The organism is Mesorhizobium sp. M0030, from assembly GCF_040323695.1.
GTDB lineage: Bacteria > Pseudomonadota > Alphaproteobacteria > Rhizobiales > Rhizobiaceae > Mesorhizobium.
The window spans coordinates 35,687-51,879 of the sequence record NZ_JAMYVE010000011.1 but is presented as its reverse complement, the minus strand read 5'-3'; the positions used below and the strand labels follow the sequence as shown (position 1 = coordinate 51,879).

Sequence of the window (16,193 nt, the reverse complement as noted above, 5' to 3'; positions counted from 1 at the left end):
CGCGGCCACCTTCTCCCCGAGGGGAGAAGAGGCAGAAGCCAGCGCCGGCGCAAACTCCTCTCCCCTCGGGGAGAGGTCGGATAGCCCCGAATTGCCCTTCGCAATTCGGATGGCAATCCGGGTGAGGGGGTAGCGCCGAGCTAGGCTATCCCACCTCTATTCCAGCCCCGCGCCCGATCCCCAAACATCACATATCCCGCTTCCGTCACCGCCAACGTGTCCTCCAACTTGATGAACCCCCGCGTCGGGTGAAGCATGGTCGTCTCCACCGACAGCACCATGTTTGTCTCCAGCGGCTTGGCGGCATAGGTGCCTTCATAGGTCACCGGATGGTTGGTCATCAGGAACGGAGCCTCATGCGTGATCAGGCCCATGCCGTGGGCGAAGAAATCCGTGTAGGGCGCGACCTTGGAGGCCTTCAGCACACCCTCGGCATGCGAAATCATGTCGCCGCCGATGGTGCCCGCCCTCACCTTCGAGAACGCCGCCTGCTGCACCGTCTCGACCTCGGCCAATAGATCCTCAAGCTCGGCATCCGGTTCGCCCAGAATGCCCATGCGGCAGAGATCGCCAATATAGCCGTGATAATTGCCGCCGGAATCGATCGACAGCACTTCGCCCTTTTTCCACGCCTGCGGTGACGCCGCGCGGTTGTGGCTGGCGCCCAACGTCAGCAGGCAATATTCGAAATGCGCGCCGCGATTGGTTTCCTCACGCCGCAGCTGCTCGATGATCTCCGCCTTGGTCGTGCCTTCATGCGCCCACCGGATGGTCGCCAACATGGAATCGGTGATCAGCTCGGAGGCGATACGCAGCTTTTCCAGCTCGGCGTCGGTCTTGATGGCGCGCATGCTCTCCAGCATGCCGGTCGCGTCGATCAGCCTGGCATCCGGCAACGCCTTGCGGATCAGCGCATAGGCGTCCGACGGCAGGAAGGCCGGCTCGATGCCGAGGCGGGCGCCGGCCTTGCCGATCTTGCTGATGTGCTCGACCGCAAGATTGGCAGCATCGAGCGTGCCCCAGCAGGCGGCATGCAGCGTCGGCGTCCAGAACGGGCTGTTCTGGTGCTCGGCGCCTTCCATGCGGTTGCCGATATAGGCGGCATGACCGGGCCCGCCCTTTTCGTAGAGGACGATAGGCAGGTAACGGCTATGGCCGATCGCATCCATGGCGGCAAAGAAGATGAACTTGTAGCCGCCAAGCAGATACTGCGTGTTGTGCTTGGAGGTCGCGAGCAGAACATCGATGCCGGCCTCTTCCATCAGCCGGTCGACCCTCGCCTGATCGAACGGGATATTGCTGACGGCGCTCTTGCCCGGGGCGATGTTCATCTTTCTCTCCCTGATATCAGTGGGATCGCCGGCCGTACTGCGTCCAATCCCTTGGCTTCGATCAAATCTGCACCATTTCGTTAACTCTGGTCCAGCCAGAAACAGGTTAGATTGCTTCGGCAGGCTGTCACCACTCGTCATTGCTGCACACTACGGCAATCTGGTCCTACCAGAATACCAGAATGAAAGGGCCACCTCTAAAACTGGTCCAGAGGACGAAAATTTCAAAGCCAAGCAAAGATGCGCCAATTCCGTCTCTGGCGAAACCCTTGGCAAGGGCGATAATCGCCGCGAGGATGCTGGCGGGTGCCGCCAGCTTCGAGGGGTGCGCCCATCTGGTCGCGGAGAGGACGGAGGTTGATCATGTCGGATATTTCCAGGCGCACGCTGCTTGGCGGCTCAGTTTTACTGCTGGCCTCCACCGCCATGCCCACATTCAGCTGGGCGCAGACGCCGAAGAAGGGCGGCCGCCTCGTGCTTGCCGCCGATTCCGAGCCGCGCAACCTCAATCCGGCCATCGTCGCCTCCAACGGCGTCTTCTTCATCTCCAGCAAGATCGTCGAAACGCTGGCCGAAGCCTCGTTCGAAGGCAAGGACGGACTGGAACCCCGTCTTGCGCTCTCCTGGGAAGGTGCTGCCGATGGGCTGTCGGTGACCTTCAAACTGCGCGACGGCGTCAAGTGGCATGACGGCGAGCCGTTCACCTCGGCCGACGTCGCCTTCTCCGCGCTGCAGATCTGGAAGCCGCTGCAAAATCTCGGCCGCACCGTGTTCAAGGATCTGGCCAGCGTCGACACCCCTGACGATCTGACCGCCGTCTTCAAATTCGCCAAGCCAACGCCGTTCCAGCTGATCCGCAACGCGCTGCCGGCGCTGTCAAGCGTGGTGCCGAAGCACATCTACGAGGTCGGCAAGATCGAGGACAACCCGGCCAACAATGCACCCATCGGCACCGGGCCGTTCAAGTTCGGCGAATACAAGGCCGGCCAGTATTACAAGCTGACCAGGAATGCGGATTACTGGGCCAAGGACGAGCCGTATCTCGACGAGATCATCTACCAGGTGCTACCCGACCGCACGTCGGCTGCAGCGGCGCTCGAGGCCGATGAGATCCAGCTCGCCGCCTTCTCCGCCGTGCCCCTGGCCGACCTCGACCGCATCTCCAAGGTGCCGGGCCTGAAGGTGATCTCCAAGGGCTATGAGGGGCTGACCTATCAGCTCGTCGTCGAGATCAACCATCGCCGCAAGGAACTGGCCGACGTGAAGGTCCGCCAGGCGATCGCGCATGCCATCGACAAGGACTTCGTCGTCAAGACGGTGTTCCTCGGCTATGCCGCCACCGCTACCGGTCCGGTGCCGAAGAACGACCCGCAATTCTACACCGCCGACGTGCCGACCTATCCCTTCGACGTCGCCAAGGCCAACGCCCTGCTCGATGAGGCCGGCTACACCAAGGCCGATGATGGCAAGCGGTTTGCGCTCAAGCTTTTGCCGGCACCCTATTTCAACGAAACAAAACAGTTCGGCGACTATCTGCGCCAGGCGCTGGCGGCAATCGGCATCGACGCCGTGATCGTCAACAACGACTCGGCCGCGCACATCAAGGCCGTCTACACCGACCACGCCTTCGACCTCGCCGTCGGCCCGCCGGTGTTCCGCGGCGACCCGGCGATCTCGACCACCATCCTGGTGCAGAGCGGCATTCCCGACGGCGTGCCGTTCTCCAACCAGGGCGGCTACAAGAACGCCGCGCTCGACGCGCTGATCGCCAAGGCTTCGGAGACGCTGGATACGTCAGCGCGCACCGACCTCTACAAGGAATTCCAGAAACAGGTCGCGGCGGACCTGCCGCTGATCAACGTCGCCGAATGGAGCTTCATCAGCGTCGCGCGCGATACCGTGGGCAACATCGCCAACAACCCGCGATGGGCGGTGTCGAACTGGGCGGACACCTATCTGGCTGGCTAGCGATCAGCCCGGCATGCTTGCGCATCGGTTGGACGAATGCTCATCATCAGGGATGAGAGTTCCTTCACGCCTCTGTTCTGTCCTGCCGGATAGCGCCAACCTTCACCCTCCCCCTTGTGGGGAGGGTCGGCGAGCGGTTGCTGCGCAGCGGCAGCCGCTCGACGGGGTGGGGGTAGCGCCCTACGAGAACCCCCCCCCCCCCCCCCCGCGGCGGGGGGCGCGCGCGGCGCGCGCGGCCCCCCCCCCCCCCCCCCCCCCCCCGGGGGGGGGGGCCAGCGCCCTACGAGAACCCCCACCCCGCTCCGCTTCGCGGATCGACCCTCCCCACAAGGGGGAGGGTAAGGCAGCCATGACCCGTGCCCTCACCCTCATTCGCCGTCGCCTCGTCGGCAGCATCTTCGTGCTGCTGATCGTCATCATCGGCACATTCCTCCTCCTGGAAGCCGCCCCCGGTGACGCGGTCGACGCCTACATCGTCTCGACCGGCGGCGACGCCGGCATGATCGAATTGCTGCGTCATCGCTGGGGCCTCGACCAGTCCGAGCTGACACGGCTCGCGAACTATCTCTGGGCGCTGCTGCATTTCGACCTCGGCCAGTCCGTTACCTTCTCGCGGCCAATTCGCGATGTCATCCTGGAACGCCTGCCGACGACACTGCTCTTGATGGTGACCGCCACCGCGCTCTCCTTCGGTTTGGGCTCGGCGCTCGGCATCTACGCCGGCGCCAGACCCGGCAGCTTTCGCGACTGCTTCCTGTCGATCGGCTCGCTGGCGCTTTATGCCGTGCCGGGTTTCTGGCTTGGCCTGGTGCTGATCGTCGTCTTTGCCGTCGACCTGCGCTGGCTGCCGATCGGCGGCATCGAGAGCCTGGCCTCGGACAAGACCGGTTTTGACCGCGCCACCGACATCGCCGTCCACCTCGTCCTGCCGGTTTCCGCGCTCGGCTTCATCTATCTCGCGCTCTATCTGCGCATGATGCGCGCCGGCATGGCCGAGGCGTGGCGGCAGGATTTTGTGCTCGCCGCCCGCGCCAGGGGGCTGTCACGCCGCCGCATCGTGCTCGCCCATGTCGCCCGCAACGCGCTCTTGCCGCTGGTCACCATGCTCGGCCTGCAATCGGCGCAGATGCTGGGCGGCAGCGTCGTCATCGAAAGCGTCTTTGCCGTGCCCGGGCTCGGCCGGCTGGCGCAGGAAGCGGTCGCTTCGCGCGACACGCCGCTGCTGCTCGGCATCATCCTCACCAGCGCCGTCCTCGTCATTGCCGTCAACCTTGCCGTCGACATCGCCTACGCCTTCCTCGACCCGCGCGTCGGCGCCGGCGAGGCCAGCGCGTGAGCGCGCTGCCGCGGTTCCTGCGCCGGCCGGAAGCGGTCGCCGGCGCGATCATCCTGGCGCTTCTGTTCGCCATGGCGCTGTTTGCGTCGCTGCTCTTCCCCGGCGACCCGCAGGCCATTGCCGGACCAGCACTGCTGCCGCCCTTCCAGGACTGGTCGCTGCCGCTCGGCACCGACCGGCTCGGCCGTGACGTGCTGGCCGAACTGTTCCACGGCGCCCGCACCTCGCTGGCGGTCGGCCTGGCGGCGGCAGCGGCGGCACTCTTCATCGGCGCGGTCGTCGGCACGCTGGCCGGCTTTGCCGGCGGCCTTGTGGACGAGGGGCTGATGCGCATCACCGATGCCTTCCAGACCGTGCCGAGTTTTCTCCTGGCGCTGGCCTTCGTCAGCGTCGTCGGGCCGTCGCTCGGCGTCGTCGTCACGGCAATAGCGCTTGGCGCCTGGACCGGACCGGCGCGTGTAGCGCGCGCCGAAGTGCTGTCGATCCGCGAGCGCGATTACGTCGCCGGCGCTCGCGTCATCGGCATGCATCCGCTTGAGATCGCTTTTCGCGAGGTGTTGCCCAACGCGTTGCCGCCGGTGCTGGCCTTGTCCTCGGTGATCGTGGCCGCCGCGATCCTCACCGAGGCAGCGCTGTCCTTCCTCGGTCTCGGCGACCCCAATCGCGTCACTTGGGGCGGCATGATCGCCGAGGGCCGCACTGTGCTGCGCACCGCGCCCTTTCTGTCGATCGTTCCGGGCATCGCCTTGGTGCTGACCGTGCTTGGCGTCTATCTCACCGGCGAAGGCGTGGTCGAAACGACGGCGGTGCGGAGGAGCCTGTCGTGACCGCACTGGCTGAGATACGCGATCTGTCAGTGCGCTATCGGCGAGATGGCAGCGAGGTGACGGCGCTGAAGGGGGTCAGCCTGGATGTTATTGCCGGCGAGCGGCTGGCGATCATTGGCGAAAGCGGTTCGGGCAAGAGCACGCTGGCGCTGGCGGTGGCTGGACTGCTGCCGGCGAGCGCCAAGATTGAAGGGCATGTCAAGTGGCAATTTCAGGCGCCGCGATCCTTCCCACCCCCCTCTGTCCTGCCGGACATCTCCCCCGCAAGGGGGGAGATCAGCAGCTTTGCCGACGGCTTCCCTTCTGCAACGTTCGTGGTTGGCGAAGGCGGAGATGAGAGAGCAATCTCCCCCCTTGCGGGGGAGATGTCCGGCAGGACAGAGGGGGGTGTGACGGAACGCCGACCTCTCAAATTAACCGAGCCCAGCACGCTCCCCCTTCCCGGTCGCGACATTGGTTTCGTCTTCCAGGACCCCTCCGCCAGCCTCGACCCCGTCATGACCGTCGGCAAACAGATCGCCGAAGTCGCCCGCACCCACCTCGGCCTCGACTGGCCACAAGCTTACGCCAAAGCCAAAACCCTGCTCCAACGTGTCCGGCTGCCCGACCCACAAACCGCCATGCGTGCTTTCCCGCACCAGCTCTCCGGCGGCCAGAAGCAGCGCGTTGCTGTTGCCGCGGCCATTGCAGCCGGTCCGAAACTGCTGATCGCCGATGAGGCGACCAGCGCGCTGGACACCATTGTGCAAGCCGAAATCGTCAGCCTCATTCGGCAACTGGTGGCGGAGGACGGCATGACGCTGCTGTTCATCAGCCACGACATCGCGCTGGCCGCCGAACTCGCAGAGCGTATCGCTGTATTCCGGAACGCCGAACTGATCGAACTCGGCCCGACGGAGCAAATCATAAACGCCCCGCGCCATGCCTATACGCGAACGCTGCTCAACGCCCATCTCGGCCTCGACGCCGATCCGCTGCTACGACGGGCGCCGGCATGAACTTGCTCACCGTCTCCGGTCTTACCAAGCGATACCGTCTTGGCGGCAAGGCCATCGCGGCCGTCGACGGTGTCTCCTTCGCCATCGAACCCGGCGAGACGCTGGCGCTGGCCGGGCCCTCCGGCAGCGGCAAGTCGACGATCGCGCGGCTGGTGCTTAGGTTGATCGAGCCCGACGCCGGCACCGTCCAGTTCGAAGGCGATGACTTTCTGCTCTTGAAGGGTGCGGCCCTGCGCACCAAGCGCGCGCGCCTGCAAATGGTGTTCCAGGATCCGCTCGCCGCGTTCAACCCGCGCGCCACGGTGGCTCGCGTGCTTGACGATCCCTTGCGCATCCATGCCATCGCTTCCCGCGCCGAGAGGCCGGCCCGCATTGCTGCCTTGCTGGATCGCGTCGGGCTGGCAGCCGATCTCGCCCCGCGCGCCATTCACGAAATCTCCGGCGGCCAGCGCCAGCGCGTCGCCATCGCCCGAGCCATCGCGACCAAACCGTCGCTGATCGTGCTCGACGAGGCGGTGTCGGCGCTCGACGTTTCGGTCCGCGGACAGATCCTTGAGTTGCTGCTCGACCTGCAAGCCAGGGAACGGATCGCCTATCTCTTCATTTCGCATGATCTCGGCGTCGTACGGGCCATCGCCCACCGCGTCGTTCTTCTCAACGCCGGGCGGATCGCCGAGAGCGGCGACCCCCGCAACGTAGTCGACGCGCCGCAATCGGCAATCGGCAAGGCGCTGGTTGCGGCGGCGCCAAGATTGGACAGAAGCAGCAGGCAAGTACCATGAACGAACCAGAAGCCAGAGCCGAAAAACTCTCGCGCGAACTCGATTCCGCCTTCCGCAACCGCGCCGATCTCTACCGTCTGTTTCTCGACGAGCTGACCGGCGAACTCGGCGCGGAAAAGGCCGAGGCGATCATGATCCGCACCATCGAGCAGCGCGGCAAGGAGGTGGCGGCGGCCGCCTTCGCCCGTTTCGGACCTAACGACGCGCCGGCCATCGGCGAGGCATTTTTGGCCGTCAGCCCGGATGGCGGCCTGATGTATCCGACCGATGTCGAGCGCGGGCCGGACCACATCGCCTTCAAGGTGAAGCGTTGTCCGCTGAAGGACGCCTGGGTCGAGGCCGGTGTCGGTGATGAAAAACTCGCCACGCTCTGCCGCATCGCCGGCGCTTTCGACCGTGGTCTGTTCGAGGCAACGGGCGTGCGCTTCGACAATGTCACCTGGACGCCGGGCCACGGCCCCGGCTGCTGCCACATCGCGCTGACCAACAGGGATGCCGCCGGATAGCCAATGCTGATCAGTCGGCGGCAAACACATGCAGCTCCGTGCCCGCCTGTTCGGCAGCAGTGCGCAGGTCGGCCTTCGGTTCGCTGTCGGTGACGATATCGGCAATGTCATCGAGCCCGCAGATGCGTTCCAGACTGCTGCGGCCAAACTTGTCGTGGGTCACCACCAGCACCGTCGACAGTGAACGCGATATCATTGCGCGTTTAACGGCTGCGGCGCCCGAGATCATGTCGCTCGGACCATCGGCGCTTATCCCCGATGCCCCGATAATGGCGACGTCGGCATTGTAGCGGCGCAGGAACTCGACGGTGTCTTCGCCCAACACGCTGCCTTCCCGGCTATCATAGGTCCCGGGGCAGAGCAGCACCCGAAAGGTCGGATTGGCGCCGGCCACAGAGGCCACTCCGGTGGAATTGGTGATGATGGTCAGGTCGCGCTTCAGCTGCGAAAGGTTGCGCGCCACCTCATAGGTGGTCGAACCGCCATCGATCATCACGATCTGGCCCTTCTCGACAAGGCTTGCCGCGCCGCGGCCGATGCGGGCGCGCTCCTCGATCAGGGTCAGGCCACGCTCCGAAATCACCGGTTCTGATGTCACCAGCGAGATCGTCGCACCGCCATAGGTGCGGTTGATCAGCCCGGCATCGCCGAGTTCGATGAGATCGCGGCGGATGGTCTCGCCGGCGACGCCGATGCGCCGTGCGAGCTTGGAGATGCGTATCGACGCCGACCGGCGCACTTCCGAAAGGATAAGCGCGTGCCGCTCCTTCTTCGTCAGTCGGCCTTGGTCCATGACTATTCCATTCCCTTTGCAGCAATCAGCGCGTCGCCAAGCTCGGCAAACCCTTGCGCGCCGCGCCCGCTTGTGATGAAGGCGGGAGACGCCGGAAGCTCGCCGGCGAAGTCCAGCACATTAGCGACGCCGACGCTGTTGGGGAAGAAGCCGAACATTGGTGCATCGTTTGGACTATCGCCGACGAAGACAATGCTGTCCTTGTCGTGGTCGATATCTATACCGAAACAGTCCTGCAAGAATAGCCGGCTTGTCGACAGTTTGTCGTATTTGCCGAACCAGCCATTGACGTGGATGGACGAGATTTTCGCCGTCGCGCCGTAGCGCTGGAAGATGCCGATGATCTTCAGAACCTCGGTTTTGGGCAGCGGCGCCACGTCCTCGCAAAAATCGATCGCCAGATCGGCCTCGCGATAGGCCTGGTCGGCCGCGACCGCCGCACCCGGAACTTCGCGCAGAACGGTTTGCTCGATCTCCTTGAGGCGCGCGGCATCGGCCTGCCGTTCGGCAGCGCTCTTGGCGTAGTGGCGAACAATCCGCTTTTTGGCGTCGTCGTAGCGGAAATAGAAGGCGCCGTTCTCGCCGATCACGCCGTCCACCGGCCATTGCCGGGCGATCAGGTCGCACCAGCCGGCAGGGCGGCCGGTAACCGGCGCGACAATGAATCCGGCCTGCTTCAGCCGCTCGAGCGCCGCATAGGCTTTTGCCGGCAACCGCCCGTTGTCGGTCAAGGTGTCGTCTATGTCGGTCAGCACGACAGCGATGTTGCGCCGGTCCGGCGCGGTGAAGTCGGTGAGCGGACGCAGCACCCGCTCAGGCTCCCGCCGCAACCGTTTCGAGCGAGGCAGCAGCGACGTCGAGCATGGTGAACCTGTCGCGGATCAGCCGCGCATTGGCGACCGCCTCGTCGTAGAAGCCAGCCGGTATGGCGACCTCTTGCGGCGTGGTTGGGGCGCCGGCGGCACGCAGTGCTGCCGCGATCTCGCGCGCCGGGCGTGCCACCCGCAGCAGCCTTTCGCGATGCGAGCGCCACTGCCTGGCCAGCATGGTGTTGACAGCGTCCGCCCGTTCGCGGTCCAGCAGCTTGGGCTTGAATGCCGCCCAGCAGGAACGTCCGAGCGTTTCGCCGAAGATTTCGATGAAGCGGTCTGGCGTATCGGCGGACGGCGCGAGCTGCAGCTCCCGCAGCGCCAGCACGCGTTCCTGCAGCCGCGCCATCGTCAATGTCGTCACCGCTATGTGCTCGCCGTGATGCGCCTCGGGCAATCCCTGGCCCCGCATGTCGATATAGTGGGCGATGAGATGTTCGCCCTGACTGGCCGGATAGGAGCCGCCGCACAAAGTCATGCCAAGGCCCGACATGACCAGCGTGCGCACCAGCACTTCCATCGCCTCAATGTCGCCGGTCCCGAGTTCGCCGGCCTTGGCGATAAGCGCCTTCTCGTCCTCGGCCAGAAGCATGAACGGCGCCTCCCGGTAGGGCGTGCCGAGCAACAGATGCGCCATCAGCCAATCGGTCTGCGCGGTCGGCCGCGCCATCGAATCGCCGAAGCCGGCAGCGATCAGCCGGTGCGGCGCTCGCGCCATGACATCGAGATCGAGGAAGACACCGACCGGCAGGCTCGCCGTCAGCGATTTCTTCAGGCCGTCCTCTGTGATTGCCGCAGACACCGAGGTGTAGCCGTTCATCGACGGCGCGGTGCCGAACACCGCATAGGGCTTTTGGGTCAGATGGGCGGCATATTTAGTGATGTCATTGATCGAGCCCGATCCGACCGCGACCAGACCGCTGGCATCTTTCGTGCGGGCGATCACCGATCGCACGGCGTCCATGTCGGGATGCGGATGGCGCGGCAGGATGATCTTGTCGACATCGCTGGAGCCGCGCAGCGCAATCGACACTCTCTCGCCGAGCGCCAGCCTTGTGTCGGGATCCATGACAACGGCGAGCCTGCGGCCGAGCGGCAGTGGCTTGACCAGCGCATCGGCTTCGTCGCCGAGACCGCGCCCTATGACGATGGTCTTCAGCGGCACCGACAGCATTCCCTGGCTATCCGGGTCAGGCAGCGTGCCGGCAATAAGGCGATCGAGCATTTGTCTGGACATAGGATGCGGTCCGGTCAGTCAGCATGAAGCGGGGTCAGGGCATCGAACAAGGTGCGATACCGGCGGTAACTTCTGTCGTAGGCGGCCTTGGCGGAAGGATCAGGGTCGATCGTCTCGACGTGGCCGGCCAGCCTTTCAGCCGCCTGCCGCACTGAGGAGGTAAGGCCGATGGCTGCGGCGGCAAGGATTGCCGCACCGATCGGCGAGGCATCGGCCGCACCCGCGATCTCGACCGGCCTGCCGCTGACATCGGCCCGGATTTGCCCCCACACCCGGCTGCGCGCGCCACCGCCTGAGAGCCGGATGCGCCCGGTTGTTATGCCGAGCTCGTCCAGCCGGTCGACAACGTCGCGCATGGCGAAGGCGCAGCCTTCCAGCACTGCGCGAGCGCAGGCCGCTTTGCCGTGGAAGGATGTCAGGCCGTAGAAAGCGGCACGCGCTTCGGCGATCCAGCGCGGCGCCATGGCACCGGACAACGCGGGCAAGAACAGCAAATCGTCGCTGCCGGCAACCACCGTCGCCGCCAGTTCCGACATCGCTGCCGGCGAATCGACGCCGAAGGTTGTTAGAAACCACGTCACCGCGCCGCCCGAGAGCCATCCGGGGTTGGAGATGAAATAGCCGTCGCCGAGAAAGCCATGGGTCTCGACCAGGCCGCCGGGGTCGAGGCGAAGCGTGCCGGACACCGCGCCGACCACCTCGGCCGTGCCGAGATTGCAGGCGACGACACCGGGCACGACGACCCCGGCGCCTATGGCGGCCGAAAAATCATCGCCGGTGCCGACCGCCAGCGGCGTGCCCACAGGCAAACCGGTGAGCTCGGCGCCGGCGTGCGTCAAGGCGCCGGCGATCTCAGATGCATCGTCGATGCCGGGCAATTTATCTGCATCGATGTCGAAGGCCGCCAGCAGATCGCCGGCATAGTTGTGCTCCTTCAGTCCATAGAGCATGGTTGTCGAGGCCAGCGCGTGATCGATGACGGCACGACCGCACAGCGCCGCGACCACGAACGATACCGGTTGATGCCAGAGCGCCACCCGGCGCGCTTCGGGCAGGTTGCGCGCTGCCCAGCGGATTTTCGCCGCCATATGCGTGGCATCGAGGACAAGACCGGTGCGCTCGCGGATGAAGTCCGGATCGATGCCGGCGATCTCTCCTGCCGCCCGCCGGTCCATCCAGATGATGCACGGAGCCAGCGCCTCACCATTGCCATCTACCGCGACGCAGCCGTCGAGCTGGCCGGCAATGGCAATACCCTTGATGTCGGACGGCGCAAGCCCAGCCTTGTCGAGCGCGCCGGCAATGGCCGGCTTGAGCGCCGCCAGCCACAGCGCCGGGTTCTGTTCGGCCCAGCCGGGCGCCGGGAAGGCCGGCTGGTACAGCACAGCGGCCTCGCCACGCAGCCGCAATTCGTCGTCGACAACGATCGCCTTCAGGCTTTGTGTGCCGAGATCGATGCCGATGACTGGCATTAGACACGCTCGCAATCCGCCAGGACATCCCGCAGTTGCGAGAGGATAGAACCTTTCGTCGGCGAATAGGAGCCATCGAAAACCGCTGTGCCAATGGTAAAAGCGTTGGCGCCGGCCAGCTTGATTGCCTTGATCCGATCGGCTGATGCCACAGCACCGGCGACGATCAGATGCCGCGACGGACCAAGCCCGCGCCGGGCTGCGCGCACCAGTTCGGCCGGGTCGGCCTCGGTGGCGCGATAGGCGAGGATGTCGCATCCCGCACAACCCTTCTCGGCGAAGGCGCGGCAGTCGGCCTCGACATCCTCGGCCGAACCGCCGAGCTTGGTCGGATGGCCGACCGGCCGCCCGGGAAAAGGGTAGTATTCGATGCCGCTCCCCTCCAGCAACGCCATGATCTCGTCGACCTGAGTACCACCTAGCAGGCGCTGGATGCCGAGATCCCTGGCGATGCGCGCGGAATTAAGGCAGGCCTCAGCCGTCGTCGAGACAACTTCCATGTAAGTGGTGGCGCCTGTCCGGCCAATGGCGACAGCGAGCTTGCGCAGCACATCCGGCGCGACGCCAATATCCTTGAAGCCGACATGCTTCAGGCCGACCGGCTCAATCAAATCGACCAGGTCGAGACAGTCCTCGACCGTGCGATCGTGGCGCGTCAGCATGAAGATGAAGTCCATCCGAAAGGTCCCTCGCCTGGTCGGGAAAGCCGGTTTGCTGCCGGTCTGTTAACACCTCCCAACCATTTGTTGCAAGGTGCCACATTTTGATTTGCAGTACCACACATTTTATGACAGAACGGGCGCCGGCCCGCCAGGCACGACGTCTAGGGAGAGGGAAGAATGCTCAAGCCGCTGAGACGTACCGCGTCCAGACTGCTCGTCGCAGCCGTATTTGTGTGGCCCCTGACGTGGCAAGTGACACAAGCGGCCGCGTGGAATCTGAAAGAGGCGTCGAAACCCTATAGCGGCCAGACCATCCGCATGGTCGGCGAGGCGCTGCCGCCGCTCGAAGCGCTGAAGAAGATGGCGCCGGAGTTTGAAAAACAGACCGGCATCCATGTCGAAGTCGAGATGTACGAGCACTCGGAAGCCGTCAACAAGGTGCAGCTCGATCTCAACTCGCACCGCGGCCGCTACGACGTCATCATCCAGCCGCATCGCGAACTCGGCAAGTTCGCCACCAACAACCATCTGGTCGAAATCGCCAAGATGATGGCCGACCCGGCTTTGCGCGATCCGAGCTTCGAGCCGGAGAAGCAGCTCTACCAGACTGCCTGGCACGAAATCTCCTGGTATGACGGCAAGGAGTACGGCTTCCCCTTCACAGTGCTCAACATGTTCATGTGGTATCGCTCGGACCTGCTCGCCGATCCCAAGGAGCAGGCAGGCTTCAAGGCCAAGTATGGCTACGACCTCGCTCCCGCCAAGGACTGGAAGCAGTACCGCGATATCGCCGAATGGTTCTATCGCCCCGACCAGGGTTTTTACGGCACCGCCCTGCAGGGCAAGCGCCATGAGGCACTGTGGTATGAGTGGCTCAATTTCCTTTATTCCTTCGGCGGCGACGTGCTCGACGTGAAGAGCGGCTCGGCCTGCGGCCCGGTCATCGTCAACAGCCCCAAGGCCGTCGCCTCGCTCGAATATTACAAGAGCCTGCTGCAATTCTCGCCGCCGGACAGCCTCAACTATTTCTGGGATGATGTCATGGCGCTGATGCAGCAAGCCAAGGTCGCCGAGCTGATCATGTGGAACGACGCAACCTATGCCGTGTCGGTCGACACCACGGCCTCCACGGTGGTCGGCAAGGTTGGCTTCGATCTCGTGCCGCAAGGCGACGGCGGCAAGATCGGCCAGGTCGAGGGCTGGACCTATCTCATCCCGGTCTATTCGAAGAACCAGCAGGCCGCCTTCCTCTTCGTCCAGTGGATGATGGGCTATGACCGTCAGCTCGAACAGCATCTCAATGGCGGCGCTTCAGGTCGGCCCGATGTCTATGCTTCGGCGGAGGTGCAGAAGCTGCCCTATGCCAAGGCTTCGATGGAGGCCAACGAGCATGCGGTGCCGAAGGCGACGCTGCCGCAATCGGCCGAGATGACCGACATACTGGTGCGCGAATTGTCGTCCTACCTCGCCGGCGAAAAGGAGGCGCAGGCCGCCCTCGACACCGCCGCCACCGATATCTCGACATTGCTCGGTTCTTGCGCACCAATGACCTATCCGGCACGATAGGCCTTGAGATGTCGCGCAGAGGCTACCCGCACAAGCGGGTAGCCGTTCTTGTCCGCAGGAAACGCCCGTGACGAACCGCACTCCATCGCCGCGCCGCGGAATGCCGCTTCTCGACCGTGGGGTGGGACCGCTCTTGATACTGCCGGCGACACTGCTCGTCGTCGTCTTCCTGGTCGGCCCGTTCTACTACATGGTCTACACCGCGCTGACCGACCTCAGCTTCGCTGATGCCAGCCATGGGGGCGCCTTCGTCGGCTTCGACAATTTCCGCAAGCTGATGCGCAACGATCCATTCTTCTGGGCATCGTTCCTGCTGACGCTGAAATTCGTCATCATCGCCGTCGGCCTCGAATTCCTGCTCGGCTTTGCGCTGGCCTTCCTGATCTTCCGCTTCGTCGCCGGCCAGCGGCTTCTCACCACACTGCTGCTCATCCCGATGATGATTGCGCCGGTCGCCGTCGGGCTGATCTGGCGGCTGCTGTTGCAGGGCGATTTCGGCATGCTCACCTTCTACATGCGCAAGGTTGGCCTGCTGGCGCAGAATTCGGCGGTGCTTTCGGCACCCGACCTGGTGTTTCCGACCATCGTCGCCATCGATGTCTGGCAGTGGACGCCCTTCGTCACCCTGATCATGCTCGCCGGGATGATGAGCCTGCCGCGCGCGCCGTTCGAGGCGGCGATGATGGATGGCGCAAAACCGTTTCAGATCTTTTGCGATGTCATGCTGCCGCTGCTGCGGCCCGTCATCGCGCTGGTGCTATTGCTGCGCGGCATCGATGCCTTCAAGGAGTTCGACAAGGTTTTCCTGATGACCGGCGGCGGTCCGGGAACGCTGACCGAACTGGTGTCGATCTACGCCTACCGCGTCAACTTCCGCAACTGGGACCTCGGCTACGGCGCCGCGGTCGCCTTCATGATCTATCTCGTCGTGCTGATCCTGTGCTCCGTCTTCTACAAGGCCGTCTACTGGTCGAGCCGCAAGCAGGCGGCGGCGTTTTGAGGGCGCGGCGATGATCGATCAATCCACCAACCGCGCCTGGAAAAGCTTTGCCTGGTCGGTGTTGCTCGTCGCCGTCGTGGTGGCGCTGACCCCTTATGTCTGGATGGTGCTGGCGTCGTTCAAGAACCGCGTCGATCTTCTGTCTTCTGTGCCGAAATGGATTTTTTCGCCGACGCTTGCCAACTATCCCGCCGTCTTCATCGACAAGGAATACTGGCCGCTGGCGATCAATTCGGTGCTGATCTCGGTCTCGTCGACGGTGCTCTGCATCGTCATCGGCGCGCCGGCCGCCTACGGCTTTGCCCGCTCGGATTTTCCAGGCAAGGAAGACCTGTTCTTCTTCTTCCTGACCACGCGCATGGCGCCGCCGATCTCGATCGCCGTGCCGCTGTTCCTGTTCTTCACCTCGCTGGGCCTGATCGACACCATCTACGCCGTTGTGATCGCCCACACCTCCTTCAACCTGTCGCTCGTCGTCTGGATGATGCGCGGCTTCTTCGCCGAAATCCCCAGGGAGATCGACGAGGCCGCGATGATGGACGGCCGCTCGCGGCTCGGCGCCTTCTTCTTCGTCGTTGCACCGCTGGCCGCACCCGGCATCGGCGCGACGGCCGTGCTCTGCTTCATCCTGTCGTGGAACGAGTTCCTCTACGCCTTCATCCTCGTCGCCTTCGACGGGCGGCCGCTGACCGTCGGCATACCGGGGCTGGTGACGCCGCATGGCACGCTATGGGGCCAAGTCGCGGCGGTCGCCATCGTGGCGACGCTGCCGATCGTGCTTTTCACTTTCCTTGTCCAGAAACAGCTCGTCCGCGGCCTCACCTTCGGCGCGGTCAAGGGTTGAAG

General features: G+C 64.4%; 15 protein-coding genes. 9 read left to right on the top strand and 6 right to left on the bottom strand.

Annotated features, from left to right (window positions below; genetic code table 11):
* Window positions 1-140 precede the first annotated feature (140 nt).
* On the bottom strand, window positions 141-1,331 hold the full coding sequence (locus NKJ80_RS21395) for a M24 family metallopeptidase (protein WP_352498271.1): 1,191 nt from the start codon (window positions 1,329-1,331) through the stop codon (window positions 141-143).
* A gap of 363 nt (window positions 1,332-1,694) precedes the next feature.
* Here NKJ80_RS21395 and NKJ80_RS21390 point away from each other — a divergent pair, with 363 nt between their 5' ends.
* From NKJ80_RS21390 to NKJ80_RS21365, 6 genes are all read left to right on the top strand, one after another.
* Window positions 1,695-3,299 (top strand): ABC transporter substrate-binding protein, encoded by a 1,605-nt coding sequence (locus tag NKJ80_RS21390; protein WP_502902216.1) that lies wholly within the window; start codon window positions 1,695-1,697, stop codon window positions 3,297-3,299.
* A 349-nt stretch (window positions 3,300-3,648) separates the two neighbouring features.
* A complete protein-coding gene (locus NKJ80_RS21385) occupies window positions 3,649-4,635 on the top strand; it encodes an ABC transporter permease (protein WP_023826307.1) in 987 nt (328 codons plus the stop codon).
* Window positions 4,632-5,462: an ABC transporter permease gene (locus NKJ80_RS21380; protein WP_023735154.1), complete on the top strand. Its 831-nt coding sequence runs from the start codon at window positions 4,632-4,634 to the stop codon at window positions 5,460-5,462. Before NKJ80_RS21385 ends, NKJ80_RS21380 begins: the two co-directional genes overlap by 4 nt.
* Window positions 5,459-6,460, top strand: coding sequence for an ABC transporter ATP-binding protein (locus NKJ80_RS21375; RefSeq protein WP_023804580.1), 1,002 nt, complete (start codon window positions 5,459-5,461; stop codon window positions 6,458-6,460). The genes NKJ80_RS21380 and NKJ80_RS21375 overlap by 4 nt, the downstream gene beginning before the upstream one ends.
* Window positions 6,457-7,242, top strand: a complete 786-nt coding sequence (locus tag NKJ80_RS21370; RefSeq protein ID WP_352498269.1) for an ATP-binding cassette domain-containing protein — start codon at window positions 6,457-6,459, stop codon at window positions 7,240-7,242. The genes NKJ80_RS21375 and NKJ80_RS21370 overlap by 4 nt, the downstream gene beginning before the upstream one ends.
* Window positions 7,239-7,748: an L-2-amino-thiazoline-4-carboxylic acid hydrolase gene (locus tag NKJ80_RS21365; protein ID WP_352498268.1), complete on the top strand. Its 510-nt coding sequence runs from the start codon at window positions 7,239-7,241 to the stop codon at window positions 7,746-7,748. The genes NKJ80_RS21370 and NKJ80_RS21365 overlap by 4 nt, the downstream gene beginning before the upstream one ends.
* Window positions 7,749-7,758: 10 nt before the next feature.
* Here the strand turns inward: NKJ80_RS21365 and NKJ80_RS21360 are convergent, their stop codons facing one another.
* Genes NKJ80_RS21360 through NKJ80_RS21340 form a run of 5 tightly spaced genes read right to left on the bottom strand, consistent with a single transcriptional unit; the run spans window position 7,759 to window position 12,796 of the window.
* Entirely contained in the window at window positions 7,759-8,541 is a 783-nt protein-coding gene (locus NKJ80_RS21360; RefSeq protein ID WP_023824655.1) for a DeoR/GlpR family DNA-binding transcription regulator, read from the bottom strand.
* A gap of 2 nt (window positions 8,542-8,543) precedes the next feature.
* On the bottom strand, window positions 8,544-9,347 hold the full coding sequence (locus NKJ80_RS21355) for an HAD-IIB family hydrolase (RefSeq protein WP_352498334.1): 804 nt from the start codon (window positions 9,345-9,347) through the stop codon (window positions 8,544-8,546).
* A 7-nt stretch (window positions 9,348-9,354) separates the two neighbouring features.
* The gene (locus NKJ80_RS21350) at window positions 9,355-10,647 is read right to left on the bottom strand and encodes an iron-containing alcohol dehydrogenase (RefSeq protein ID WP_352498267.1); all 1,293 of its coding nucleotides are present in this window, start codon (window positions 10,645-10,647) and stop codon (window positions 9,355-9,357) included.
* A gap of 14 nt (window positions 10,648-10,661) precedes the next feature.
* Complete coding sequence (locus NKJ80_RS21345) at window positions 10,662-12,119, bottom strand: xylulokinase (protein ID WP_352498266.1); 1,458 nt, start codon at window positions 12,117-12,119, stop codon at window positions 10,662-10,664.
* Window positions 12,119-12,796, bottom strand: coding sequence for a beta/alpha barrel domain-containing protein (locus tag NKJ80_RS21340; RefSeq protein WP_352498265.1), 678 nt, complete (start codon window positions 12,794-12,796; stop codon window positions 12,119-12,121). The genes NKJ80_RS21345 and NKJ80_RS21340 overlap by 1 nt, the downstream gene beginning before the upstream one ends.
* A gap of 237 nt (window positions 12,797-13,033) precedes the next feature.
* Between NKJ80_RS21340 and NKJ80_RS21335 the strand changes: the two genes are divergently transcribed.
* The 3 genes from NKJ80_RS21335 to NKJ80_RS21325 all read left to right on the top strand — a co-directional run bounded on the left by NKJ80_RS21335 (window position 13,034) and on the right by NKJ80_RS21325 (window position 16,191).
* Window positions 13,034-14,347: an ABC transporter substrate-binding protein gene (locus NKJ80_RS21335; protein ID WP_352498264.1), complete on the top strand. Its 1,314-nt coding sequence runs from the start codon at window positions 13,034-13,036 to the stop codon at window positions 14,345-14,347.
* Window positions 14,348-14,414: 67 nt separating this feature from the next.
* Complete coding sequence (locus NKJ80_RS21330; RefSeq protein WP_352498263.1) at window positions 14,415-15,347, top strand: carbohydrate ABC transporter permease; 933 nt, start codon at window positions 14,415-14,417, stop codon at window positions 15,345-15,347.
* A 10-nt stretch (window positions 15,348-15,357) separates the two neighbouring features.
* Complete coding sequence (locus NKJ80_RS21325) at window positions 15,358-16,191, top strand: carbohydrate ABC transporter permease (RefSeq protein ID WP_352498262.1); 834 nt, start codon at window positions 15,358-15,360, stop codon at window positions 16,189-16,191.
* The last annotated feature ends 2 nt before the right edge of the window (window positions 16,192-16,193 follow it).